Origin of the sequence: Sinorhizobium alkalisoli (genome assembly GCF_008932245.1) — a bacterium.
Taxonomy (GTDB): Bacteria; Pseudomonadota; Alphaproteobacteria; order Rhizobiales; family Rhizobiaceae; genus Sinorhizobium; species Sinorhizobium alkalisoli.
Genome location: NZ_CP034909.1, coordinates 519,718 through 544,827, shown reverse-complemented (window position 1 = coordinate 544,827; position 25,110 = coordinate 519,718). Strand labels below are relative to the sequence as shown.

The following is a 25,110-nucleotide window of genomic DNA, read 5'->3' as shown; positions in this document are numbered from 1 at the left end:
TCATGCGGGACCGCCGCTTTCGGTGCGCTCACGATCGACAGAGGCCTTTCACGGCCTTCGGGCATCGTCTATAGCAGCGCGAAATCGAAAAATCGACGGGGTGGCCCTGTTGAACCGAAAATTCCGAAAAGGGCGCGAAATTGCCATGGTAACAAGAATGGCCGCGCGTTTTTCGGGGGACTGACGCAAAAAGGGCCGCGGGCGTCGCTCACGACCTCCGCAACGCCTGCTTGCTACAACCGGGGCTATGCGCCTCTCGAGGGATGCGGCGGGAGAACGCGGATCGAGAAGAGTGCGCGGGCCGGTCGCCCGTTGGCACTCCAGCCATGGGATATGGGTAACGAGGGATGAAGACGGTGAAGTACATATCGACGCGCGGAGAAGCGACCCCGCTCGGATTCTGCGATGCGCTTTTGGCGGGACTTGCCCGCGACGGCGGCCTCTATCTTCCGAAGGAGTGGCCGAGCTTCTCGAAGAAGGAAATCCGGCGGCTGCGCGGCAAGTCCTACCAGGACGTTGCATTCGCCGTGCTCGAACCATTCACCAATGGCGAGATCCCGGCCGCGATGTTCCGCGAAATGATCGACGAGGCTTACGCCACCTTCCGCCACCCCGCGGTGGCACCTCTGGTCCAGACGGGCCCGAACTCCTTCGTGATGGAACTCTTCCACGGCTCGACGCTCGCCTTCAAGGACGTCGCCATGCAGTTGCTGGCGCGGCTGATGGACCATGTGCTTGCCGAGCGAGGCGAACGCGCGACGATCGTCGGCGCGACGTCGGGCGACACCGGCGGAGCGGCGATCGATGCCTTTGCCGGCCGCGAGCGTACCGATATTTTCATCCTCTTCCCGCACGGCAAGGTGTCGCCGGTGCAGCAGAGGCAGATGACCACCGCGACGGCCGGCAATGTGCATGCGATTGCCGTCAACGGCAATTTCGACGACTGCCAGAACCTCGTCAAAGCCATGTTCAACGACGAGGCATTTCGCGACCGGGTGAAGCTTTCCGGCGTCAACTCGATCAACTGGGCGCGCATCATGGCGCAGATCGTCTATTATTTCACGACCGCGATCACGCTCGGCGGCCCGGACCGGAAGATCTCCTTCACTGTGCCGACCGGCAATTTCGGCGATATCTTCGCGGGCTACGTCGCCAAGCGCATGGGACTGCCGATCGACAAGCTGATCATCGCCACCAATGAGAACGACATTCTCGCACGGACTCTGAAGACCGGCCGCTATGAAATGCGCGAGGTGAAGGCCACGACGTCCCCGTCGATGGACATTCAGATTTCCTCCAATTTCGAGCGGCTTCTGTTCGAGACCCATGATCGGGATCCGGCTGCGGTGCGCGCGGCGATGGCAGGACTCAACCAGTCCGGCTCGTTCGCCATCGGCGAGGGCGCGCTCAAAAAAATCCGCAAGGAATTCCGCGCCGGCAGCGCCTCGGAGAAAGAGGTGTCGGAGACGATCCGAAAAACCTATGAAGAAACCGGCTATCTCCTTGATCCGCATACGGCAATCGGCGTTTTTGTTGCGGCCGGGCATGAGAAGCTTCAAGCACCGATGGTGACGCTTGCGACCGCCCACCCGGCCAAATTTCCCGACGCGGTAAAATCGGCCAGCGGTATTGACCCGGCGCTTCCATCGTGGCTTGCTGATCTCATGAGTAGGGCGGAGCGTTTCGATATTCTGGATCCGGAACTGAAGATCGTCGAAACCTTCATCGGCGAGCGCACGCGCGTTCGGGATTAGAACGAAAGAAGCGGATGATGAAAGTTGAGTGCACCCGGCTGCCTTCCGGGCTGACCGTGGTTACCGAGCAAATGCCGCATCTCGAGAGCGTGGCGCTCGGGGTCTGGATCAAGTCCGGTTCGCGCAATGAGACCGTGGAGGAACACGGCATTGCGCATTTGCTGGAGCACATGGCTTTCAAGGGCACGAGGCGGCGCAGCGCCCGCCAGATCGCCGAAGAGATCGAGAATGTCGGCGGCGAGGTCAATGCCGCCACCTCCACCGAGACGACCTCCTATTATGCCCGCGTGCTCAAGGACCACGTGCCGTTGGCGATCGATATCCTGGCGGATATCCTGACGGAATCGACTTTCGAGGAGGACGAGCTCCGCCGCGAGAAGCACGTGATCCTGCAGGAGATCGGCGCTGCGGACGACACGCCGGACGACGTGGTGTTCGACCACTTTGCCGAGACGGCCTATCGCGATCAGACGGTTGGCCGGCCGATCCTCGGGACGCCGGAAACGGTTATGTCGTTTACGCCCCGCCAGATTCGCCACTATCTCGGCCGCAATTACACAACCGACCGGACCTTTATCGTCGCCGCCGGCGCCATCGACCACGATACGATCGTGCGTCAGGTGGAGGAGCGTTTCTCCACCTTGCCCGCCTCGCCGCTTGAATCTCCCGTGCTGGATACGGCCCGCTATACCGGCGGCGACAGTCGTGAGACCCGCGACCTCATGGACGCGCAAATCCTGCTCGGCTTCGAAGGCAGGGCTTATCATGCTCGCGATTTCTATTGCTCGCAAATTCTCGCCAATATCCTTGGCGGCGGCATGTCGTCACGCCTCTTCCAGGAAGTGCGCGAGCATCGCGGCCTCTGTTATTCCGTCTATGCCTTCCATTGGGGCTTTTCCGACACCGGTATCTTCGGCATCCATGCCGCGACCGGTGGCGAAAACCTGCCCGAACTGATGCCGGTCATAGTCGAGGAGTTGCGGAAGTCTTCGACGAACATCGAACAGCAGGAGATCGAGCGCGCTCGCGCGCAGATCCGGGCACAATTATTGATGGGTCAGGAGAGCCCCGCGGCCCGGGCCGGCCAGATTGCCCGGCAGATGATGCTCTATGGTCGGCCGATTCCGAACGACGAACTCATGGAGCGTTTGTCCGGCATCACGATCGAGCGCCTGACGGATCTCGCCGGTCGGCTTTTCTTCGACACCGTGCCCACACTTTCGGCGATCGGCCCTCTCGAGCACCTCGCCTCGATGAACGATCTCCTCTCTTCGTTGAGCGCGAAGCCGGCCGCGGTAAAGGCCATGGCAGGCTGACGCAGGCTGCTGCCGCTGCGGCTGATGCGATCGGCGGCCGTACGCCGTGATTTTCTTGCACAATTTCTAAAATCGGATTCGATTTGGACGTAAACTTGTGCGACGTTTCGAAATGAGACGGCATTTGCTTTTGTCATTGCCCGGCTCGTGAGCTTGGCGCGGAGGCATATATGGCACGATCGGTTTTTCGGTTCCTGTCGCGGCAGCCCGAGACGGTCGAGATCGCCAGCGAGCATTACCTGCTGCGCCTGCCCCGATATTCCGATTATCGGCAATGGTACCGGTTGCGCAGCGACAGCCGCACTTTCCTGGAGCCCTGGGAGCCGAGCTGGCGCACCGACGAGATGACGGAAAGCGCGTTTCGCAACCGCGTCAACCGCAACGAACAGGAATATGCATCCGGTCAGGCCGTGCCTTTGTTGCTTTTCCGTAAATCCGATGAAACCCTGCTCGGCGGCCTCACCATCGGTCACATCCGCCGAGGGGCAGCTCAGAATTGCATGATCGGCTACTGGATGGGCCAGAAATATGCCGGTCACGGCCACATGTGCGGCGCACTGAAGCTGACAATCCCCTACATCTTTTCGACGCTTGAGTTGCACCGTATCGAGGCAGCCTGTATTCCGGAAAACGCGCGGAGCATCCGTCTCCTTGAAAAGGTCGGCTTTGAGCGTGAAGGCTACTTGAGACAGTACTTGAAGATAAACGGGCAGTGGCGGGATCACCTGATGTTTTCGCGGCTCGCCACGGATGCCGTACCGAACAGGAACATGCCCCTTTGATGCCCCTGACCTTGAAGCCGTTCGCATGGCCAGCCGCAAGGCTGGCAGCGTTTCTGGTCGCACTTGCCGTCTTCGTCCTCAGCCTTGCCGGCGGCGTGGCGCATGCGCTCGAACCGGTGAAGATCTCGCGCGAGGACACTGCACTCGATCTCACCGCCACGACGGAAATCTATAGCGGCCATGGAGAAGCGTTCCAGGTTTCCACGGCTCCCGGCACGGACGGTATCGTGCGCCGCATCGAAGTGCGCTCGAGCACGGAAAACCATCAGGGCGACTGGGCCGTCTTCGCGCTGGCCAATGTGTCGGAGGAGCAACTCGAACGGGTAATCGTCGCACCGCATTTTCGCCTGGTGAACTCCAAGCTGTTCTGGCCCGACCTCGGTTCCCGGCGCATTCTCTCGATCACGCCCAGCGAGGGCTTCTCGCTCGACCGGCAGCCGAGCGAGGAAGCCGATGTCTTCCGCATCACCCTCAATCCCGGTGCGGTCGTCACTTTCGTGGCCGAGCTGGCGACGCCCGATCTGCCGCAGATCTATCTCTGGCAACCCGAGGCCTACAAGGACACGGTCAACGCCTTCACGCTCTATCGCGGCATCGTACTCGGCATTGCCGGCCTCTTGGCGGTGTTCCTGACCATTCTCTTCGTCGTCAAGGGTACCTCGATGCTGCCGGCAACGGCGGCGCTTGCCTGGGCGGTGCTCGCCTATATCTGCGTCGATTTCGGCTTTCTGTCCAAGCTGATCAGCATGACGGCTGATGACGAGCGCATATGGCGCGCCGGAACCGAAGTCTTCCTGGCGGCCGGTCTGGTGATCTTCCTTTTCACCTATCTCAACCTCAACCGCTGGCATCAGCATCTCGGCTATGCGACGCTCGCCTGGATACTCGGCCTGGCGCTGCTCTTCGGCGTTGCCATCTACGATCCGGCGATCGCCGCGGGCATAGCGCGCCTCTCCTTCGCGCTGACGGCAACGGCGGGCATTGTGCTCATTGCCTATCTCGGCTTCAATCGTTACGACCGTGCCATCCTTCTCGTTCCAGCATGGCTGCTGATCCTCGTCTGGCTCTTCGGAGCGTGGCTTGCCGTGACGGGGCAACTCGCCAACGACATTGTCCAGCCGGCGCTTGGCGGCGGCCTCGTGCTGATCGTGCTTCTGATCGGCTTCACGGTCATGCAGCACGCCTTTTCCGGCGGCGCCTACCAGCAAGGACTCTTCTCCGACCTCGAACGCCAGGCTCTGGCGCTGACCGGTTCGGGCGATACTGTCTGGGACTGGGACGTGGCGCGTGACCGCGTCATCACCCTCCCCGATGTCTCGCACCAGCTCGGGCTTTCCCTTGGAACGATGAACGGGCCGGTGCGCAACTGGGTGCCGCGGCTGCACCCGGACGACCGCGACCGCTTCCGCGCGACCCTTGATGTTCTGCTGGAACATCGGCGGGGGCGTCTGAACCATGAATTCCGCGTGCGCGCCGAGGACGGGCATTATCACTGGCTGTCGATCCGGGCGCGGCCGGTACTCGGTGCCAACGGCGAGATTATCCGCTGCGTCGGAACCATCGTCGACATTACGGAACAGCGCAACTCCGTCGAACGTCTCCTGCACAATGCGCTTCTCGACAATCTGACCGGCCTGCCGAACAGGCAGGTGTTCCTCGACCGTCTGCAGGCGATCCTGCTGATGTCCGACGGGACGAATGCAACGCGACCGACGGTGCTCGCCATCGACATCGACCGCTACAAACAGGTCAACGAACTGCTCGGCATCGCCGCCGGCGACAACGTCCTGATCGCGCTGACCCGGCGGCTGCGGCGGCTGTTGCGCCCGCAGGATACGCTGGCGCGCCTCGGCGGCGACCAGTTCGGCCTTATCCTCATGTCCGAGCGCGATCCGACGAAGATCGCCGACTTCGCCGACGCCGTCAGCAAAGCGATCATGGTTCCGCTCAACTACGGCAATCGCGAAATCAACCTCACCGCGTCGATTGGTCTCGTCTCCTGGCTCGACCAGGAGCAGAGTGCACCGGGCCTGCTCGATGATGCGGAACTCGCAATGTTCCGCGCCAAGAAGGAAGGTGGAAACCGCGTCGAACCGTTCCGCCCATCCTTCCGCACCTCCGGATCGGATCGCCTGCAACTCGAAGCGGACCTGAAACGGGCGATCGAGCGCAAAGAGCTTTCGCTCGTCTACCAGCCGATCGTGCGCCTGAGCGATGGCGAGATCGCCGGCTTCGAGGCGCTCATGAGGTGGGATCACCCGAAGCGCGGCAACATCTCGCCGACGGAATTCATCCCGATCGCCGAGAACTCCGACATCATCAACCAGCTCGGCATGTTCGCCTTCGACAGGGCAACGAGCGATCTGTCCGAATGGCAGACGCAAACCGGCGATCTGCCGATATTCGTATCGGTCAACCTATCGAGCGCGCAGCTCTTGAACAACGAACTGTATGAGGACGTGCGTGCGCTGCTCATCAAGAACCGCTGCGACCCCGCCCAGATCAAGATGGAGCTAACCGAATCGCTGGTTATGGAAAACCCGGAACAGGCGCGGCTCGTACTCGAAAAGCTGAAGGAAGCGGGCTTGCGCCTGGCGCTCGACGATTTCGGCACGGGGCACTCCTCCCTCTCCTATCTCACCCGTTTTCCTTTCGAGACGATCAAAATCGACAAGGCGCTGGTGCGTGATCCCAGCGACAAGCGCGCCGTCGTGCTGCGCTCCGTCATCGCCATGGCACGTGACCTCGACATGCAGGTGGTCGCCGAGGGAATCGCATCCGAGGAAGACGCGATCCAGCTCGCGCAGATGGGCTGCGACTATGGTCAGAGCTTCCTCTTCGGTCCGCCGATTGGATCGGATTCAACCCTGCGGCTGCTCAAGGAGCGGTTTCCACTCATGAAGCGGGCCTGATACCAACCTGCACCGATGTTGACCGATTGCGTGGGACAGGCCGGCAGACGGCCCATCGAAAGGGCCGGGCGATTTCGGGCAATATCGGTACAGGTCGAGAGGGTGGTCTCGCCCTGATCAGGCGTGACCCGCGTCCGGCGAGAGCATGGCGGGAGAAATGCCCATCAGCGCAAGCGCCTTGTCGTATTTTTCGTCCAGGTCGCGGCTGAAGATCAGTTCTTCGCGCGCAGGGCAGGTGAGCCATCCATTTTGGGTGATTTCGTTTTCGAGCTGCCCCGGGCCCCATCCCGCATAGCCGAGCAGCATGGTCGCCCTGAGAGGCCCTTCACCACGGGAAATCGCCTTGACGATGTCGAGGGTCGCCGTCAGGCAAATGTCGTCGCTGACGGGAATGCTGGAATCGCTCAAATAATCATCCGAGTGCAGTACGAAGCCGCGCCCTGTCTCAACGGGACCGCCGGCTTGGATCTGGAATTCGCGCGCCGTCGTGGGAAGCCGAATGGCTTCGTCCGGATCGAGAAGCTGGAGGTGCAGCAGAACATCCGGGAAGGTCAGGCGTTGCGGCCGATTCAGAACGAAACCCATCGCACCGTCCTCGGAATGGGCGCAGACGAAGATGACCGTGCGGGCAAAATTGGAATCGAACATGCCCGGCATGGCGATCAGGAATTGACCGTCAAGGAATCCGCGTTCGCGCGTGTTGTCCAATACCTTCGTCGCCATAATGAAGATAGCCTATCAATTCGCCACGAAATGAAAAGCGTCTCTACGTGGCGGCCGCCGAAATATGCACGTACGACGGTTAGCCCTGCGCATTTCGGCCAAGCCAACTCGAATTCGTACCTTTTCCCAGCGGCCATCCGCCGAAACGCGATCGTTCAAGAAGATGTGCAGCGTTCAAGCAAATATGATTGGTCAAGAGCGCTGGCGCCGCTGGAGCGCAGGCGAGAAAGGCGCTACTGCTACGCTCATGAGCAAACGCACGACACGCGCCAAAATGCGCCGACAGATTGCGGCGGCGACCCTGGCTCTTACGTCTTTACTCACGGGGGAGTCTCACGCCGCCTCCAGCGAATGGATCAGGGCTGAGGGCGGCGCGATCCGTCTAGTCGCCTTGCAGCCCGAGCCGGACGGCTCCATTCCCGCCATTCTCGAAATCAAGCTCGAGCCCGGCTGGAAGACCTATTGGCGCGAGCCCGGCGCAAGCGGAATCCCGCCGCAGATCACGCTTGATCAGGGAGGAGACGCCGTGCTCGAGGCGATGCGCTTTCCTGCGCCGAAGTCGTTCGGTGACGGAGCGGATCGCTATGCCGGCTACGATGCGCCCGTCGCATTTCCGTTGCAGCTGAAGCGCCGAGGCGACCGAAAGGACGTGAGGATCCGGGCATCTGTCTTCCTCGGCGTCTGCGAGAATATCTGTATCCCGGTCCAGGGAACCCTGGAACTCACGGTCAAGAGCGGGGAGTTCGACGACCCTCTCGACGGTGCCCGCATCGAAAAAGCGCTCGCGATGCTGCCTGAGCCGCCCTCAAAGGATTTCCGCCTGGACGGGGCGCAGTTCGACGCGAGTGCGGGGCTGATCCGCTTCGGTCTCCGGCTGCCGGCAGAGGCGGGGAGCGGTGACCCCGATCTCTTTCTCGCCGGGCCCTCCGGATTCTACTTCGGTCAGCCGATCATCGCTGGCAGTTCAGGCAACATTCGCCACGTAGAGGTCCCGGTGAAGCGCTTTGGCAAGAACCGTGACCTCGCCGGAAAGGCAATCACGCTCACGGTACGCGCCGGCGGGCGCAGCATGGAAGCGACCCTTGCCCTTAACTGAGGCGGTCCCAAGCAAAGGAACGAGTTGTGCGATTTCAGGCGATTCCACCTGGCAGCAAAATGCTGTAGATCAGCGTTGTGTGCATATCGTTGCCCCAAACCGCCGCACAGTTTCGGGTGGCGCGCATTTAGTCCCGCGTGCCCTGCCCGAGGCGGCACACCAAACGAGGAGAGAACCGTGCCCATCGCCGTCGGAGACAGACTGCCCAGCGCAACCTTCAAGGAAAAGACCGCGGACGGCCCGGTGGAGGTGACCACCGACGATCTGTTCAGGGGTAAGCGCGTCGTTCTCTTTGCCGTTCCGGGCGCCTTCACGCCGACGTGCTCGCTCAACCATCTACCTGGCTACCTCGAGCACCGCGACGCGATCCTCGCCCGTGGCGTCGACGACATCGCCGTGGTGTCGGTCAACGACCTGCATGTGATGGGCGCCTGGGCAACGGCGACCGGCGGCATGGGCAAGATCCATTTCCTGTCCGACTGGAACGCCGCCTTTACCAAGACGCTCGGCATGGACATCGACCTTTCCGCCGGCACGCTCGGCATCCGCTCCAAGCGCTACTCGATGCTGGTGGAGGATGGCGTCGTCAAGAACCTCAACGTCGAGGACGCCCCGAGTCAGGCGATCGTTTCCGGGGCCGCCACGATGCTGGAGCAGCTCGACGCTCCGTGAACGGCTGTAGCATCTTCCAATAGGCCTCCGCAGCAGCTGCGCTGCAGCTGCTGCGGCTCGACCGGCAGCTTGAAAGGGACGCGCGTCAAATCACGCTCACCTCTCCGCGCCTGTAGGAGGGCTTGGAGCAAAGGCAAATTCCGAGTGTTTCGCGGCCTGGCTCCGGCGGGTCAGTAGCCCGAGTTATCCGACGGCATCGCATCAGAGCGCCGCGCTATCTTGAACGGCTCCATGCCCATGCGCGCCAGTTCGTCGGCGCGTTCGTTCTCCGGGTGTCCGGCATGGCCTTTGACCCAGTGCCAGGTCACCTGATGGCGCCCCCTCGCTTCGTCGAGCGCCTGCCACAGCTCGCCGTTTTTCACGGGCTTCCTGTCGCCGGTCTTCCAACCATTGCGCTTCCAGCCGTGGATCCATTTGGAGATGCCGTCCATCACATACTTGCTGTCGGTGTGAAGGTCGACCTCGCAGGGCTGTTTAAGGGCGTTCAGCGCCGAAATCGCCGCCATCAATTCCATGCGATTATTTGTCGTCTCGGCCGCGCCGCCGGACATCTCCTTTTCAACTTCGCCATACCGCAAGATCGCGCCCCACCCGCCTGGGCCGGGATTTCCCGAACAGGCGCCGTCGGTGAAAATATCGACGTGCTTCATGCCGAGGCCCCTTCGCGTCTCAAGCCGTACTCGGCGCTCGAGACCACGGCGCGGTGGAAGCGAAGCTTCGTCAGATATTCAAGCGGATCCTTCTTGACCACCAGCGCGCCAGCTGGCGTCGTCAGCCAGTCATAGAGCCGCGTCAGGAAGAAGCGTAGTGCCGCGCCGCGTGCGAGCAGCGGCAGCGCAACAACCTCTTCCGTCGTGAGCTTGCGCACGCTCTCGTAACCAGAAAGCAGCGCCATTCCTTTGGTGATGTTGTAGGATCCGTCCTTCTCGAAACACCAGGAATTCAGGCAGACCGCAATGTCGAAGGCAAGAAAGTCATTGCACGCGAAGTAGAAGTCGATGAGGCCTGAAAGACGGTCTCCGAGAAAGAAGACATTGTCGGGGAAGAGGTCCGCGTGGATCACGCCCTGCGGCAGACGCTTCGGCCAGTGCTCTTCAAGATAGGCGAGTTCCGCCGCAATTTCCTCCCGCAATCCGGCTTGCACCTCGTCGGCACGCGCCTCGGAATTATGCCAAAGCGGCCGCCAGCCCTCCACCGAAAGCGCGTTTGCGCGCTTCAATGGGAATCCCTCTCCGGCCTTGTGCATCGAGGCCAGCGCACGCCCCACTTCTCGGCAATGCTGCGCCTCGGGCTTTCTGAGCCACATGCCTTCGAGAAAGGAAATCACCGCGGCCGGCCGGCCGGAAAGCGTCCCCAGGAGTGCGCCATCGGTGCGCGGCAGGGGCAGCGGGCAGGAAAGACCCCGCTCCGCAAGGTGGTGCATCAGCCCCAGAAAAAACGGAAGGTCGTCCGCATTCACCCGCTTCTCATAGAGCGTGAGAATATAGGAGCCCTTTGTGGTGTGAAGGAGAAAGTTCGAGTTCTCCACCCCCTCGGCAATGCCTTTGTAGGAGGTCAGCGAGCCCACGTCGTAGGCCGCAAGGAAGCGGGTCAAATCGTCTTCCGCGATATCGGTGTAAACTGCCAAGGCTTGCTACTTTCCAGCGATGCACTTTAGAAGGGTTCGTCCGACCGGTTCACTCGCCGTTGACGAAGGCCATGTCCGCGGCGGTCAGTTCGACATGGCGCAGTTCGCGGTTGACGAGGAAGTTCTCGTGTTCCTCGACCGTATCGGCGAGTTCGACCGTCGCGTCATAGCGCGCGCGGAATGCTTCGATGATCTCGTTGACAATCACTTCCGGCGCCGACGCACCGGCCGACAGACCGACCGTCGAGATCTCGCCAAGCCGGTCCCAGTCGATTTCCGCGGCGCGCTGAACGAGGACGGCTTGCCTCGCCCCCGCTCTCAAAGCCACTTCGACGAGGCGCTTGGAATTCGACGAGTTCGGCGCACCGACGATCAGGAAAAGGTCGCAGCCGGGCGCCGCCTGCTTGACGGCCTCCTGGCGGTTCGTCGTGGCATAGCAGATCGAATCGGCGGCCGGTGCCGTCAGCTTCGGGAAGCGCTCATGCAGCCGCTTGATCACCCCGGCGGTATCGTCGACCGAGAGCGTCGTCTGCGTGACAAAACCTAAATTGTCCGGGTCCGACGGCTCATAGGCTTCCGCATCTTCCACCGTCTCGACAAGGGAGACGGCGCCTTCCGGCAATTGCCCCATGGTCCCGATGACTTCGGGGTGACCGGCGTGCCCGATCAGCACGACGTGCCGCCCCTGACGATGGTGACGCATTGCCTGCTTGTGCACCTTCGAAACCAGCGGGCAGGTGGCATCGAGGTAAAAGAGGTTGCGCATGTCGGCGTCGGCCGGCACAGATTTCGGGACGCCATGCGCGGAGAAGACGACCGGCTGCTTACGGTGTTCCAGCGGGATTTCGTCAAGCTCTTCGACGAAAATCGCGCCCTTGGCTTCGAGCCCCTCTACGACATAGCGATTGTGCACGATCTCGTGCCGAACATAGACCGGGGCACCGAATTCCTTGAGCGCCAGCACGACGATCTGAATCGCCCGGTCGACACCGGCGCAGAAGCCGCGCGGCCCGCAGAGACGAATGATAATCGGGGATTTTGCTGCCGTGGATAAGGCCATGGATCAGGACGCCGGTAGAAGGAACAGGAGCGCGAGCATCGCCGGTCCACCCTGCACGAGAAGGATGTGGGACTTGACCGACCATGCGCCATATATAGCGGCAACGACCACGCACACAAGAAAGAAGACCTTCAGTTTGAAGGCGAAAACCGGGTCCGCCTCGATGAGCGACCAGAGGAGGCCCGCGGCCAGAAATCCGTTATAGAGCCCTGATTGGCCGCGAGCACCCGCGTCGCCTCGGCCCGTTCCGGCGTCATGCGGAAGACCGCCCTGCCCTCGGGTTTCATCCAGAGAAACATTTCGAGCACAAGAAACCCGAGATGCAGCAAGACGGTCAGCGCGATAAGAACGAATGATAGGACCCCCATTTCAATGCCCCGTACGGCTCCCTCTATTCTGCCGGTAGAGAAAAGCTCCCGTGACGCCGACGAGCGCGGCAGCAAGGCCGTACCAGGTGAGCGCATATTGCAGGTGATTATTCGGCAGGTCGAATTGCGTCACCCCGCCGATGGGCAACCCGCCCGGATTCTGCGAGGCGTCCGCGTCGACGAAGAACGGCAGGACGTGATCGGCGGTGATGCCCGCAGACGTCGCCATCGCGTCGAGGTCCTTCCAATAGAAGATGTTCTTGGCGATGTCGTTGTCGGGCACGAGCGAAGACGGCTTCTCCGCGAGCTTCGGCCGTGCAAGGCCAGTGATGGTCACGGTTCCGGAAAGCTGGCCCTCGGGACGAGTCGAAGCGTCCTTTTTTTCAAAGGGCACGAAGCCGCGATTGACGAACAGCGCGCGGGCGTCCCTCAACATCAGCGGCGTGAAGACGTAGTAGCCGGTACGCCCTTGATGGGTGGCGAAGAAATGGCGCTCCCTGCCGTGGTCGAAGACTCCCGTAATGCCTACGGCACGGTAGTCGATATCGGTGCCTTCCTCTGCCATGGCCTCAATTTCGCCGAGCGACAAGGGCGGCGCAGCCCGCCGTTCGGCAATGGCGGCGATCAGCCCCTCCTTCCACTCTAGCCGCTGCATCTGCCAGGTACCGAGCCCGATCAGAACGGCGAAGGCGAGACCCGCGAGAACAAGGGTTGTAAGGAACCGACGACGGCCGCCCGGCGCGGGCTTGCGCGCGTCAGCCACGATCGATCTCACCCTGACGTGCATTGCTTCGGTACTGGAGATTGATCAGCACGCCTTTGAGTATCCGCGTTAGCGCGAGGCTCAAGACCGTCGCGAGCGGGACCCAGAGCAGGAAGTGCAGCCACAAAGGCGGATTGACGTTCACCTCCATCCAGAGCGCGGCCCCAACGACAAGGAAGCCGACGATCAGGATCACGAAGACGACGGGCCCGTCTCCCGCATCCGCAAAACGGTAGTCGAGTTCGCAAGCGGTGCAGGACGGCCGGACCTTCAAGAAGCCGTCGAAGAGGCGCCCCTGGCCGCAGCGTGGGCAAAGTCCCTTGGCACCGGTGATGACCGGGTCCACCGGCGGAAAGAGGGCCTTGTCGTCATTCATGGATTGATCTCATCACCGGATTGTCGGGAACCATATCGCCGATCTCGTTCATCTCTCCAACGGTAACGGCTATACAGCCCGCCGTCCAATCGATCATCTGCGTCAAAAGCGCCAGCCAGCCGAAGCGATCCGGTTGGCCGATGACCCTGGTCTGTCCCCGGACCGGCGCCGCTTCTACGGCAGCTTCCATGTTCCGTCCGGGCGGTTCCAGACCCTGTCTGCCGTATTCACAGCATGCGACGAAAGCATTGACGAGAATGTCGACGCGGCGGCGACGAAGCCGTAGTCGAATAGTCCAAATCGTCACAATCGCTGTCGAGCAGAAAGGGCGGCTGCGTTGCCGCAACCGCCCGTCATCATCACGAGATATCCCTCTTAGCCGTGAGCGATCGGCGCGCCCCAACCACCCCAGATGTAAATGGAGAAGAAGAGGAACAGCCAGACCACGTCAACGAAATGCCAGTACCAGGCGGCAGCCTCGAAGCCGAAGTGATGCTGTGGAGTAAAGCCGCCGGCGAGTGCACGGAACAGGCAGACCAGCAGGAAGATCGTGCCGACCAGGACGTGGAAACCGTGGAAGCCGGTCGCCATGAAGAAGGTCGCGCCATAGATCGAGTCCTTGAAGGCGAATGGCGCATGGGCGTATTCGTAACCCTGCACAAAGGAGAAGAGCACGCCAAGCAGCACCGTCAGCATCAGGCCGTAGACGAGGCCCTTGCGGTCGTTGTGCAGCAGAGCATGATGGGCCCAAGTCACGGTCGTGCCGGACAGCAGCAGGATGACCGTGTTGTAGAGCGGCAGGTGCCAGGGATCGAGCACCTCAATGCCCTGCGGCGGCCAGACTCCCCCCGTATACTCCGCGCGCGCCGCCTGAATAGCCTCTCCCGGGAAAAGGCTCGCATCGAAGAAGGCCCAGAACCAGGCGGCGAAGAACATCACTTCCGAAGCGATGAACATGATCATGCCGTAACGCAAGTGCAGCGAGACGACGCGGGTGTGGTGCCCCTCGCGCCCTTCCTTGATCGTGTCCGACCACCAGCCGAACATGGTGTAGAGAATGATGGCGAGACCGATCAGGAATATCCACGGATTGGCAAGCTCCATTCCGAATATCTTGAACGAGCCGCCGGAAAGATAGCGCATGTAGCCGATGCCGCCGAGAGCCAGGACGAAGGCGCCAATGGAGGCAAGCAGCGGCCACGGGCTCGGATCGATGATGTGATAGTCGTGATTCTTCTGATGCGCACCGGCCATGTCAGTAATCCCCGATAGTCCTCTCTTTTAGCCCGTCCGGCATAGCCGAAATGGACCGCATGTCAAAGTTTGTTCTGATCCTGCCCTTCCTTCGCCTTCACTGCCGCGACGGGCTTGGACGGCTCGCGCGCATAGAAGGTGTAGGACAGCGTCAAGGTCTTGATGTCTTTCGTCTCGACCGGCTTAACGATTTCCGGATCGACGAAGAAGACGACCGGCATTTCTAGTTCCTCGCCGGGCTGCAACGTCGTCTCGGTGAAGCAAAAGCATTCGAGCTTGTTGAAATAGGCTCCGGCTTCCAATGGCGTGACGTTGAATGCCGCCTGCCCGGTCGTCGGCTTCGACGATAGGTTCTTGGCGCGGTAGTTTATCTTGACCGTTTCGCCGATCCTGAGGTCGACGTGACGCTGGACGGGCTTGAACTCCCAGGGCAGACCCGGCGCGACATTGGCATCGAAGGTCACCCTTATCTTCCGGTCGAGGACGACGTCGGAGGCCTGGTCGACCCGCTGCGTAGTGCCGTTGTAGCCGGTTACGCGGCAGAACATGTTGTAGAGCGGCACGGCCGCGTAGGCCATGCCGACCATGCCGACGACAAAGGCGAGGCAGGCGCCGACAATGGCGCCATTCGCTCGTTCCTTCGGGCCTTTGCGCGGAATATCCGTCATGAGCCGCTCCTCAATGGGCCACGCCGCCGCCGAACTTGATCAGCGTCACGACGTAGAAAAGCGCGACGAGTCCGGCCAGCACCAGGCCAAGAGCCATGTTTCGGCTGCGGCGGGACTTCTTTTGGGCGACGCTGAGTTCGACGGTTTCCATCAGATCGTACCTCCGGCAATGAGCCACATCTCGACGACGACATGGTCGACCAGCAGGGCCGAGAAAATCGCGAAGAGATAGACGATAGAGAAGGCGAAGAGCTTCTTGGCCGGCACCATCCGTCTATCATCACTCTCCATGCGCAAAACGCCAAGCGAATACCAGATGAAGCCGAGCCCCATGGCCGTCGCGAATGCCCCATAGCCGAGGCTCGCAAAGCCGAGCAAGGTAGGACAGATACCACTCAGTGCCGTCAGCAGCGCATAGACGACGATCTGGTTCTTGGTCGTCGCCTCGCCGCAGACATTCGGCATCATCGGCACGCCGACGGCCTCGTAATCCCCCATCTTAAAGAGCGCCAGGGCCCAGAAATGCGCCGGCGTCCAGAGAAAGATGATGAGGAACAGCACGATGCTTTCGACCGACACGCCGCCGCTCACGCAGGCCCAACCAATCATGGGCGGGAAGGCTCCGGCCGCACCGCCGATGACGATGTTCTGGGGCGTGGAGCGCTTCAGCCACATCGTGTAGATGACCACGTAGAAGAATATCGTGAATGCGAGCAATCCGGCTGCGAGCCAGTTCACGGCGAGACCGAGGATCGTCACCGAAAATGCCGAAAGCGTCAGGCCAAAGGCGAGCGCTTCCTGCGGCAGGACCTTGCCGGCAGGAATTGGGCGCTTGGCGGTGCGGCTCATGACGGCGTCTATATCGGCGTCATACCACATATTCAGCGCGCCGGAGGCACCGGCGCCCACGGCGATGCAGAGGATCGCGATGAAACCAATAACGGGATTGATTTGCCCTGGCGCAAGGACGAGGCCGACAAAGGCCGTAAAAATGACCAGCGACATGACGCGCGGCTTCAGCAGCTCGAAATAATCGCGCGCAGAGGCTTCGGACAGGCGCGGCGTACCGTCCATGCCGACTGCTTCGTGATTGTTGATGAGCGCCATGTCTGGTCCCTGGTCCTGTCGCGGCCGCAAAGGCCATATCGTGCCGGCAAGTCGCCGGGGAGAAGCCGCCGATGCCGGCGGCTTCTGTTCGCTGTCCGTCACTTTATCCGCGGGAGCTGCTCCCACTGATGGAACGGCGGCGGCGACGACAGCTGCCATTCCAGCGTGTTTGCACCCGCGCCCCACGGATTGTCGCCCGCAACGCGCTTCTTCGCAAAAGCTTCGGCGACGCCGAAGAGGAAGATCAGCACGCCGACGGCCGCGATGTAGGAGCCGTAGGAGGAAACCATGTTCCAGCCGGCAAAGGCATCCGGATAGTCGATATAGCGGCGTGGCATGCCTGCAAGCCCGAGGAAGTGCTGCGGGAAGAAGATCAGGTTCACGCCGACGAACATCACCCAGAAATGCAGCTTGCCGATGAACTCGGAATACATGTAGCCGCTCATCTTCGGGAACCAGTAGTACCAGGCCGCAAAGATCGCGAAAACGGCGCCGAGCGACAGCACGTAGTGGAAGTGGGCGACCACGTAGTAGGTGTCGTGCAGCGAACGATCGAGACCGGCGTTGGCGAGCTGCACGCCCGTCACACCGCCGACCGTAAAGAGGAAGATGAAGCCGATCGCCCAGACCATCGGCGTCGAGAAGCGGATCGAGCCACCCCACATCGTCGCGATCCAGGAGAATATCTTCACGCCCGTCGGAACGGCGATGACCATGGTCGCGAAGACGAAATAGCGCTGCGTCTCGAGCGACATGCCGACCGTATACATGTGGTGCGCCCACACGATGAAGCCGACGGCGCCGATCGCGACCATGGCATAGGCCATGCCCAGATAACCGAAGATCGGCTTGCGCGAGAAGGTCGAGATGATGTGACTGACGATGCCGAAGCCCGGCAGGATCAGGATGTACACTTCCGGATGGCCGAAGAACCAGAACAGGTGCTGGAACAGGATCGGATCGCCACCGCCCTCAGGCGCGAAGAAGGTCGTGCCGAAGTTGCGATCCGTGAGCAGCATGGTGATGCCGCCTGCCAGAACAGGCAGCGAGAGCAGCAGCAGGAATGCCGTGATCAGCACCGACCAGGCAAAGAGCGGCATCTTGTGCAGCGTCATGCCCGGCGCACGCATGTTGAGGATGGTCGTGATGAAGTTGATCGCACCCAGGATCGACGAAGCGCCGGCGACATGCAGGCCGAGGATCGCAAGATCCATGGCCGGCCCCGGCATGCCCGAAGTCGAGAATGGCGGATAGATCGTCCAACCACCGCCCGCACCATAGGCACCTGCAGGGCCCTCGGCGAACATCGAAAGCAAGACCAGCAGGAAGGCCGGGACGATCAACCAGAACGAGATGTTATTCATGCGCGGGAAGGCCATGTCCGGCGCTCCGATCATGATCGGCACCATCCAGTTGGCGAATCCGCCGATGAGCGCAGGCATGACCATGAAAAAGATCATGATCAGAGCATGCGCGGTCGTGAACACGTTGAACATGTGCTTGCCGCCATCGATGGCAGCATCACCCTCGAAACCGTAGACCATCTGCGCCAGACCATGGAAGATCTGGATGCCCGGCTCCTGCAGCTCGGCACGCATGAACACCGACAGCGTCCCGCCGATGATGCCGGCGATGATCGCGAAGATCAGGTAGAGCGTCCCGATGTCCTTGTGGTTGGTCGAGAGGAACCAGCGCTGGAAGAAGCTCAGCGGCTTGTGTTCGTGGTCGGCATGGGCATGATCGGAATGATCATGCCGTTGATCGTGATGAACGGCTGTTCCAGCCATGGGTCGAGCTCCCCTTCCGATTACTGTGCGGCGTTTTCGGCGACGTCAACGGCCTTGGCCGCGCCGTCGATGGACGCCATGAGCGCCTTGTTCGCCTCGCCGAGATTGGTGGCGGCGGCAGCGAGCCAGGCGTCGTAATTGTCCTGCGATACAACACGGATGGCGATCGGCATATAGGCATGATCCTTGCCGCAGAGCTCGGAACACTGGCCGTAATAGAGGCCTTCGCGGTCAGCCTTAAACCAGGTTTCGTTGAGGCGACCAGGTACGGCATCGATCTTCACACCGAAAGCCGGCATGGCAAAGGCGTGGATCACGTCGGCAGCCGTAACCAGGACGCGGACGGTCTTGCCGACCGGAACGACCACCTCGTTATCGACGGCGAGAAGGCGCGGATACGCGGCCTTGTCTTCCTTGCCGAGGCCTGCACGATCCTCGTCCTTCAAGAGAAGGCTGTCGAAGGAAAGCGGATTCTCGCCCACTTCATATTCATAGGACCAGTACCACTGGTTGCCGGTGGCCTTCACGGTCAGATCCGGATTCTCAGGCGGCGTCAGTTGCGCCGTCAGAAGCTGGAAGGACGGAACGGCGAGGAACAGGAGCACGATCACCGGACCCACGGTCCAAATGACCTCGATCAGCGTGTTATGGCTGGTCCTCGACGGCACCGGATTGGCGCCCTCGCGGAATTTGACCACGACGATGATCAGCAGCAGCAGGACCAGGAGCGTGATCGGAATGATGAACCACAGTGTGTATTGCTCGAACCACGTGATTGCTTCCATGATGCCCGTCGCCGCCGGCTGAAAGCCGGTCTGCCAGTCGACAGGCTTGTCAGCAAAGGCGCTCGAAGCAAAGAGCAGACAGGCAAGCGCTGCCAGAACTGCATAGGCCTTATTCTTCACAATGACGTCTCCCCAATGCGCTTGATCAGGATCAAACCCGGAACGCAGAATCCCTGCGATACTGCAGCGCTTCAAACCACAGTTTGGTGAGCGCCGCAACATCTGACCAAGCAACCTCGTGCGGCATTTTTGCGCAAAGAGGGGTTTTTCGCACAGGCCGCCGCACCGGGATCTGCACCAAACTCTCTAGCCCGTCGCATGAGCATGGTTTCCTCTTCTATATACGACGCACAGTGGCGAAGCACGCCCAAAGCAGGTTCGGACTTGTCGTTCCGGGCAGTTCGGGCCCAATTTCGGCCATATGGCATTGGAATGTAGTGGGCAGGGCTTTTCATTTGCCGCTCCGCGCTTCAAGAATAGCCCGACTGATTCGACGTTTTGAGGTTTACATGGGCCTGTCCCTCTTCTCCCGGCTGCCCGTTCTGGCCGCCCTCGGAATTGCCGCCTGCGCCTTCTCCACAGCAAGCATGGCCCAGCAATCCGGCGGAACACCGGGAACGGTGAAGTCGAACCACGGCGCGTGGTCGATCGTCTGCGACAAGCCTGCGGGCGCCTCGACCGAACAATGCGCGCTGATGCAGAACGTCATCGCCGAAGACCGGCCGGAGGTCGGGCTTTCCGTCGTCGTTCTGAAGACGGCGGACCGCAAAGCGAAGATCCTTCGGGTTCTCGCCCCCCTCGGCGTGCTTCTGCCCAACGGCCTTGGACTCAACGTCGACGGCAAGGATATCGGCCGCGCCTATTTCGTTCGCTGTTTCACCGATGGCTGCTATGCGGAAGTCGTGCTGGAGGACGAACTTCTGAAGACGTTCCGGGCCGGCGCGACGGCGACCTTCATCGTCTTCCAGTCTCCGGAAGAAGGCATCGGCATCCCGGTCGACCTCAAGGGCTTCGGCGAGGGGTACGACGCGCTGCCCTGATCGGCCAGAAGTTGCCGAATCAAAAGCCGCGCTTCCTTGGATGCGCGGCTTTTTTCACTGCAGATCCAGAGCCGGGATCGCGCCGTTGATTCACAGAATCTCGGTCGCGGCAATATTGATGCCGAAACCCTCGAGGCCGACATAATGGCGCTCGCGCGAGGAAAGAAGGCGGATGGAGGTGATCCCGAGGTCCTTGAGGATTTGGGCGCCGAGGCCGATTTCCAGCCATTCGCTTTCTCGCGCCTGCGCTTCCTCGTGCACTTCACGCTCTTGCTTCCCCTTGCGCGCGGTCTGCGAGATGCCGACGCCGACCGAACCTTCGCGCAGATAGACGATAACGCCCCTGCCCTCCGCGGCGATGCGCTTCATGACCTCGTCGACCGGACGATCGCTGCCGAAAACATCCGATCCGACATTTTCGAGATGGAGGCGGACCGGAATGTCGACACCGTCGCGGATGTCGCCGAAAACGACGGCGAGATGCTGCATCGGGTCCCAGGGCAGAGAATAGGCATGGCCCTTCGCCTTGCCGTAGGGCGTTTCGATTTCGAAGCAATTGCCCTTCTCGATCAGGGTTTCCTTGCGCTGGCGGTAGGCAATGAGATCGGCTACGGAAACCTGTTTCAGACCGTGGGTCTCGGCGAAGGTCTCCACCTGCGGACCGCGCATGACGGTGCCGTCGTCATTGACGAGTTCGCAAATGACGCCGACCGGCGGCAGGCTGGCGAGCCGGCAAAGATCGACGGCCGCCTCGGTATGGCCGGAACGCATGAGTACGCCGCCCTCGCGGGCCACCAGAGGGAAGATATGGCCCGGCCGCACGAAATCGCCCGGCCCGATATTCGGATTGGCGAGGTTGCGCACCGTCAGCGTCCGGTCGTCGGCGGAAATGCCGGTGCTTGTTCCATGCCTGAAATCGACGGATACCGTGAATGCGGTCGTGTGGGCGGAATCGTTCTCGGCAACCATCGCATTGAGATTGAGCCGCTTTGCTTCGTCGCGCGGCATGGGGGTGCAGACGATGCCGGAAGTGTGGCGGACGATGAAGGCCATTTTTTCCGGGGTGCAGTGAACGGCCGCGACGATCAGGTCGCCTTCGTTCTCGCGGCCGCCGTCGTCGGTGACGACGACGATCTCACCGGCCTCGAAAGCGCGAATGGCGTCGACGACACGCTTCTGGTCATAGGACATGCTTCTCTCCCGCATATTACTTCAGCCGGCCGGTCTGGCCCCGGTCGCGCAGATAGTGGTCGGCGATCGTGCAGGCAAGCATGGCTTCGCCGATCGGCACCGCCCTTATCCCGACGCAGGGGTCATGGCGGCCCTTGGTGCGGAGATCGACCTCATTGCCGTCGCTGTCGATCGACCGGCGCTCGGTCAGGATGGAAGAGGTTGGCTTGATGGCGAAGCGGGCGACGACCGGCTGTCCCGTGGCAATGCCGCCGAGGATGCCGCCGGCGTTGTTCGAGAGAAAGACCGGTTCGCCGCCGGGGCCGATGCGCATCTCGTCGGCATTCTCCTCGCCGCTGATCTCGGCGGCGGCGAAGCCGTTGCCGATCTCCACGCCCTTGACCGCATTAATGGACATCAGGTTCGAGGCGATGTCCTGGTCGAGCTTGCCGTAGATCGGCGCGCCGATACCGGCGGGTACACCCTCAGCGATCACCTCGACCACGGCCCCGATCGACGAGCCGGCCTTGCGGATGCCGTCAAGATAGTCTTCCCAGACCGGAACGATCGCCGGGTCCGGCGAGAAGAAGGGATTGTTCTCGACTTCCGCCCAGTCCCAATTGCCGCGGTCGATCCTGTGCTTGCCGATCTGGACGAGAGCCCCGCGCACGATGAGGCCCGGCACGACCTTGCGGGCAATGGCGCCGGCGGCGACGCGCGCGGCGGTCTCACGCGCCGAAGAGCGGCCGCCGCCACGATAATCCCGGATGCCGTACTTAACGTCATAAGTGTAGTCGGCATGGCCCGGACGATAGCGCTTGGCGATCTCGGAATAGTCCTTGGAGCGCTGGTCGGTGTTCTCGATCAGCATCGAGATCGGCGTGCCGGTGGCAATCATCGTCTCGCCGTCATCATCGAGCATGACGCCGGACAGCACCTTGACGAGATCGTCTTCGCGACGCTGAGTGACGAAGCGAGACTGGCCGGGCTTGCGCTTGTCGAGCCACGCCTGGATCTCGGCGAGCGTAAAGCGAAGCCCGGGCGGGCATCCGTCGACGACGCAGCCGAGCGCCGGACCGTGGCTTTCGCCCCAGGTGGTGACTCGAAAGAGATGACCAAAGGTATTGTGCGACATGACGGCTACCGGGATGTTGAGCGAGAGCCGGACAGGAATGGCTTCCATCCCGCTCTTGAAAAACCCGCGCGAAAATCGCGCGCCCTCTCTTACTGCATGAATCTCCAAAGCGGAACCGATTTGAAGATAAAATCACAGCGCCGCCATGCCTCAGCGTCGGAGCGACGGAGACGGCAGGTCTGCGCTCCTTAATTTGCAGTGGGAAAAGCCGGTGAGACGACTGCAGCAAGAAGGGTTCACGATATGGTTCGCTTGTATTCTGCCGAGGCCGCATTCACTCTCCCCTAAGCGCGGCTAAGCAGATATTCATGGGTTCACTCACGCTTATCTGCTTAGATTCCTTGGGGTTGCCGCAGATTCTGATCGCAAGATCGTGGGAACTCTTGCGGAACCTGCTTACAGCGCCGCGTGCTTTCAGACGCGCAAAGGTCGCTGTAACTTTTTGAAACTGCGCATCGAGCTTTCCGAAAATCGGGTACGATTTTCGGCCGATGCGCTGGCGACGGCACATGGCTACTTTTGCCACAATCGGGGATCAAAGGTGATGGCAGGAATGTTCGCAAAATCATTGAAGGTGGGAAAGATGCGATTCGTCATCGCCGCGCTCTTGGCTACTGCAGGCTTGCTGTCGCCGCTTTCCGCCCGGGCCGAAAGCGCGGATGTCGAGGCGGTGATCACCAATGTTGACACGGAGAAATTGAGCCTCTCGCTCGACGACGGCAAGAGCTACCAGGCACCGGAGGAGTTCAATTTCGAGGGGCTGAAGGCCGGCGTCAAGGTTGTTGTCTTCTATACGGAGATCGACGGCAAGCGCGTCATCGACGATCTTGAGATCGTGCAGTGATCCTCCACTGCACCCGTGCATATCTTATAGCCCCGCGCGTCTTTTCAGACAGACGCATTCAGACGCGCGAGGATCGCTGTAACTCTTTGAAACTGTAGATCGATCTTTTCCGAAAATCGGATACGATTTTCGGCCCGATGCGCCAGGGCTTACAAAGCGCGCAGCAATTTGCGCGGCGCCGTAGTCGCGCTATGCACCCGGTCAGAGCCAGCGGATGGAGCCGTCGGCGATTTTCAGGAGCCGGTCCTGCGGGATCGCGGCCGCGGCCGCTTCGTCGCCATCCATTTCCCCAAGCAGCTTGAACAGCGCCCGAATGACGCCGCCATGGCTGACGCATACGGTGGGCTTCCTTAGATCCTTCAGCCAGGCGCCGACGCGCCAGGACAGGATTTCGTAGCTTTCGGCTTCCGGGCCGGGCGGGATGAAATCCCATTTGGCCACGCGGCGAGCGGCGATCCGCTCCGGCACGCGGCGCTTCAGTTCCGGCAGCGTATAGCCCTCCCAATCGCCGAAGGAGACCTCTTTCAGCCGTTCATCGATACGGTAGGAAAGCGGATCGAGCCCCATCGCCTGCCTGAGTCGCTGCATGGTCTCGCGGGTGCGGCCGAGTGGGCTGCTCACGAAGTCGTAAGCGGCGGCCTCGCGCCCGAGCTTCGCCGCGAGAGCCAGGCCATTGCCGGTCGCCTGCCGACGACCGGTTTCGTTGAGGGAAATGTCCTTTTGCCCCTGGAGACGACCCTCGGCGTTCCAATCCGTTTGGCCGTGGCGAACCATGTAGATGAGCACAGTGTTCACTCCGGACACAGCCTACTGCATGTCTCCTTTAATCGACCTCGATTAAAGGACAAAGACATGCAGAAATTCAATGTGCTACAGCGACCTTGCGCGTCTGGCTAATAAGACGCACGGCGCTGTAATCGCCGCCGAACAGACGCGTGGCGGTCAGTCCTTGAGAACGGAAATGTCCGGTGCGTCGACGGCCTTCATGCCGATCGTATGATAGCCGGAATCGACGTGATGCACCTCACCGGTGACGCCGCTAGACAGGTCGGAGAGAAGATAGAGCGCCGAGTTACCGACCTCCTCTATCGAAACGGTGCGCTTCAGCGGCGCGTTGTATTCGTTCCACTTGAGGATATAGCGAAAGTCGCCGATGCCGGAAGCGGCAAGCGTCTTGATCGGCCCGGCCGATATGGCGTTGACGCGAATGCCGCGATTGCCGAGATCGACCGCCAGATAGCGCACGCTCGCTTCGAGCGCCGCCTTGGCAACGCCCATGACGTTGTAATGCGGCATCACCTTTTCGGCGCCGTAATAGGTCAGCGTCAGGATCGAGCCCCCATCATTCATAATGCGCTCGGCGCGGGCGGCGACCGCCGTAAAGGAATAGACGGAGATATCCATTGTGCGGGCGAAATTGTCGCGGCTCGTATCCACGTAGCGGCCCGTCAGTTCGTCCTTGTCGGAGAAGGCAACCGCATGCACAACGAAATCGATCTTGCCCCACTTCTCCTCGCATGTTGAGAATACCGCATCGATCGTAGAAAGGTCGGTGACATCGCAATGACCGGCCATGAAGGCACCGAGTTCCTGCGCCAACGGCTCGACGCGTTTTTTCAGCGCATCGCCTTGCCATGTCAGCGCGATCTCAGCGCCGGCTTCCGACAAAGCCTTGGCAATGCCCCACGCAATCGAGCGATTGTTTGCAACGCCCATGATGACGCCACGCTTGCCATTCATCAGACCCGATGCCTGAGCCATGGAATGTCCCCAATACTGTCTGCCTGCACCGGCGGGTGCCGGTTGCCGTTCTTGAAACTCAACGACTCCGCACACCCGCGAGGTGCGGCAAAATGTCGAGAATTGCCTAT

25 protein-coding genes and 1 pseudogene are annotated in these 25,110 nt (G+C 61.2%); 8 read left to right on the top strand and 18 right to left on the bottom strand.

Annotated features, from left to right (window positions below):
- The first annotated feature begins 347 nt into the window (after window positions 1-347).
- The 4 genes from thrC (at window position 348) to EKH55_RS02585 (ending at window position 6,764) form a co-directional block, all read left to right on the top strand.
- The gene (gene thrC, locus EKH55_RS02600) at window positions 348-1,754 is read left to right on the top strand and encodes a threonine synthase (RefSeq protein WP_192803736.1); all 1,407 of its coding nucleotides are present in this window, start codon (window positions 348-350) and stop codon (window positions 1,752-1,754) included.
- 14 nt (window positions 1,755-1,768) lie between these two features.
- On the top strand, window positions 1,769-3,070 hold the full coding sequence (locus EKH55_RS02595) for a M16 family metallopeptidase (protein ID WP_083265422.1): 1,302 nt from the start codon (window positions 1,769-1,771) through the stop codon (window positions 3,068-3,070).
- A 170-nt stretch (window positions 3,071-3,240) separates the two neighbouring features.
- Complete coding sequence (locus tag EKH55_RS02590; protein WP_069460418.1) at window positions 3,241-3,852, top strand: GNAT family N-acetyltransferase; 612 nt, start codon at window positions 3,241-3,243, stop codon at window positions 3,850-3,852.
- Window positions 3,852-6,764 carry an EAL domain-containing protein gene (locus tag EKH55_RS02585; RefSeq protein WP_069460417.1) on the top strand — a complete coding sequence of 971 codons (2,913 nt, stop codon included), beginning with the start codon at window positions 3,852-3,854 and terminating at the stop codon, window positions 6,762-6,764. The genes EKH55_RS02590 and EKH55_RS02585 overlap by 1 nt, the downstream gene beginning before the upstream one ends.
- A gap of 117 nt (window positions 6,765-6,881) precedes the next feature.
- On the opposite strand, the gene EKH55_RS02580 is transcribed toward EKH55_RS02585, so the two are convergent.
- Window positions 6,882-7,487: a YqgE/AlgH family protein gene (locus tag EKH55_RS02580; RefSeq protein ID WP_069460416.1), complete on the bottom strand. Its 606-nt coding sequence runs from the start codon at window positions 7,485-7,487 to the stop codon at window positions 6,882-6,884.
- Window positions 7,488-7,761: 274 nt separating this feature from the next.
- On the opposite strand from EKH55_RS02580, the gene EKH55_RS02575 reads away from it, so the two are divergent.
- Window positions 7,762-8,583 carry a protein-disulfide reductase DsbD domain-containing protein gene (locus tag EKH55_RS02575; protein WP_246231767.1) on the top strand — a complete coding sequence of 274 codons (822 nt, stop codon included), beginning with the start codon at window positions 7,762-7,764 and terminating at the stop codon, window positions 8,581-8,583.
- 177 nt (window positions 8,584-8,760) lie between these two features.
- A complete protein-coding gene (locus tag EKH55_RS02570; protein WP_151610927.1) occupies window positions 8,761-9,255 on the top strand; it encodes a peroxiredoxin in 495 nt (164 codons plus the stop codon).
- A gap of 170 nt (window positions 9,256-9,425) precedes the next feature.
- On the opposite strand, the gene rnhA is transcribed toward EKH55_RS02570, so the two are convergent.
- From rnhA to coxB, 13 genes and pseudogenes are all read right to left on the bottom strand, one after another.
- Window positions 9,426-9,905 (bottom strand): ribonuclease HI, encoded by a 480-nt coding sequence (rnhA, locus tag EKH55_RS02565; RefSeq protein WP_069460413.1) that lies wholly within the window; start codon window positions 9,903-9,905, stop codon window positions 9,426-9,428.
- Window positions 9,902-10,882, bottom strand: coding sequence for a homoserine kinase (locus EKH55_RS02560; protein WP_151610926.1), 981 nt, complete (start codon window positions 10,880-10,882; stop codon window positions 9,902-9,904). The genes rnhA and EKH55_RS02560 overlap by 4 nt, the downstream gene beginning before the upstream one ends.
- Before the next feature lie 49 nt (window positions 10,883-10,931).
- The gene (gene ispH, locus EKH55_RS02555) at window positions 10,932-11,942 is read right to left on the bottom strand and encodes a 4-hydroxy-3-methylbut-2-enyl diphosphate reductase (protein ID WP_069460411.1); all 1,011 of its coding nucleotides are present in this window, start codon (window positions 11,940-11,942) and stop codon (window positions 10,932-10,934) included.
- Window positions 11,943-11,945: 3 nt separating this feature from the next.
- A pseudogene (locus EKH55_RS02550) lies at window positions 11,946-12,310 on the bottom strand (DUF1304 domain-containing protein).
- Window position 12,311: 1 nt separating this feature from the next.
- Entirely contained in the window at window positions 12,312-13,097 is a 786-nt protein-coding gene (locus EKH55_RS02545) for an SURF1 family protein (RefSeq protein ID WP_151610925.1), read from the bottom strand.
- Complete coding sequence (locus EKH55_RS02540; RefSeq protein WP_069460819.1) at window positions 13,066-13,449, bottom strand: DUF983 domain-containing protein; 384 nt, start codon at window positions 13,447-13,449, stop codon at window positions 13,066-13,068. Before EKH55_RS02540 ends, EKH55_RS02545 begins: the two co-directional genes overlap by 32 nt.
- Window positions 13,442-13,639: a hypothetical protein gene (locus tag EKH55_RS02535; protein WP_151610924.1), complete on the bottom strand. Its 198-nt coding sequence runs from the start codon at window positions 13,637-13,639 to the stop codon at window positions 13,442-13,444. The genes EKH55_RS02540 and EKH55_RS02535 overlap by 8 nt, the downstream gene beginning before the upstream one ends.
- Window positions 13,640-13,824: 185 nt before the next feature.
- The gene (locus EKH55_RS02530) at window positions 13,825-14,703 is read right to left on the bottom strand and encodes a cytochrome c oxidase subunit 3 (RefSeq protein ID WP_069460408.1); all 879 of its coding nucleotides are present in this window, start codon (window positions 14,701-14,703) and stop codon (window positions 13,825-13,827) included.
- Between the two features lie 62 nt (window positions 14,704-14,765).
- On the bottom strand, window positions 14,766-15,371 hold the full coding sequence (locus EKH55_RS02525) for a cytochrome c oxidase assembly protein (protein ID WP_069460407.1): 606 nt from the start codon (window positions 15,369-15,371) through the stop codon (window positions 14,766-14,768).
- 10 nt (window positions 15,372-15,381) lie between these two features.
- Window positions 15,382-15,522 (bottom strand): hypothetical protein, encoded by a 141-nt coding sequence (locus EKH55_RS02520; protein ID WP_106407922.1) that lies wholly within the window; start codon window positions 15,520-15,522, stop codon window positions 15,382-15,384.
- Window positions 15,522-16,478 (bottom strand): heme o synthase, encoded by a 957-nt coding sequence (locus EKH55_RS02515; protein WP_069460406.1) that lies wholly within the window; start codon window positions 16,476-16,478, stop codon window positions 15,522-15,524. The genes EKH55_RS02520 and EKH55_RS02515 overlap by 1 nt, the downstream gene beginning before the upstream one ends.
- Window positions 16,479-16,576: 98 nt before the next feature.
- Complete coding sequence (gene ctaD / locus EKH55_RS02510; protein WP_069460405.1) at window positions 16,577-18,265, bottom strand: cytochrome c oxidase subunit I; 1,689 nt, start codon at window positions 18,263-18,265, stop codon at window positions 16,577-16,579.
- Window positions 18,266-18,285: 20 nt separating this feature from the next.
- Window positions 18,286-19,170, bottom strand: coding sequence for a cytochrome c oxidase subunit II (coxB, locus tag EKH55_RS02505; RefSeq protein ID WP_069460404.1), 885 nt, complete (start codon window positions 19,168-19,170; stop codon window positions 18,286-18,288).
- A gap of 299 nt (window positions 19,171-19,469) precedes the next feature.
- Between coxB and EKH55_RS02500 the strand changes: the two genes are divergently transcribed.
- Window positions 19,470-20,090 carry an invasion associated locus B family protein gene (locus EKH55_RS02500; protein ID WP_425353248.1) on the top strand — a complete coding sequence of 207 codons (621 nt, stop codon included), beginning with the start codon at window positions 19,470-19,472 and terminating at the stop codon, window positions 20,088-20,090.
- A gap of 90 nt (window positions 20,091-20,180) precedes the next feature.
- On the opposite strand, the gene ribB is transcribed toward EKH55_RS02500, so the two are convergent.
- Together ribB and aroC are read right to left on the bottom strand one after the other, a co-directional pair.
- The gene (ribB, locus tag EKH55_RS02495; RefSeq protein WP_151610923.1) at window positions 20,181-21,281 is read right to left on the bottom strand and encodes a 3,4-dihydroxy-2-butanone-4-phosphate synthase; all 1,101 of its coding nucleotides are present in this window, start codon (window positions 21,279-21,281) and stop codon (window positions 20,181-20,183) included.
- 16 nt (window positions 21,282-21,297) lie between these two features.
- On the bottom strand, window positions 21,298-22,395 hold the full coding sequence (gene aroC / locus EKH55_RS02490; RefSeq protein ID WP_069460818.1) for a chorismate synthase: 1,098 nt from the start codon (window positions 22,393-22,395) through the stop codon (window positions 21,298-21,300).
- 583 nt (window positions 22,396-22,978) lie between these two features.
- On the opposite strand from aroC, the gene EKH55_RS02480 reads away from it, so the two are divergent.
- A complete protein-coding gene (locus EKH55_RS02480; RefSeq protein WP_069460817.1) occupies window positions 22,979-23,239 on the top strand; it encodes a DUF1344 domain-containing protein in 261 nt (86 codons plus the stop codon).
- Window positions 23,240-23,440: 201 nt separating this feature from the next.
- Here EKH55_RS02480 and EKH55_RS02475 read toward each other — a convergent pair whose 3' ends face one another.
- The gene (locus tag EKH55_RS02475; RefSeq protein WP_069460401.1) at window positions 23,441-24,025 is read right to left on the bottom strand and encodes a histidine phosphatase family protein; all 585 of its coding nucleotides are present in this window, start codon (window positions 24,023-24,025) and stop codon (window positions 23,441-23,443) included.
- A gap of 156 nt (window positions 24,026-24,181) precedes the next feature.
- A complete protein-coding gene (gene fabI / locus EKH55_RS02470) occupies window positions 24,182-25,000 on the bottom strand; it encodes an enoyl-ACP reductase FabI (RefSeq protein ID WP_069460400.1) in 819 nt (272 codons plus the stop codon).
- Window positions 25,001-25,110: the final 110 nt, after the last annotated feature.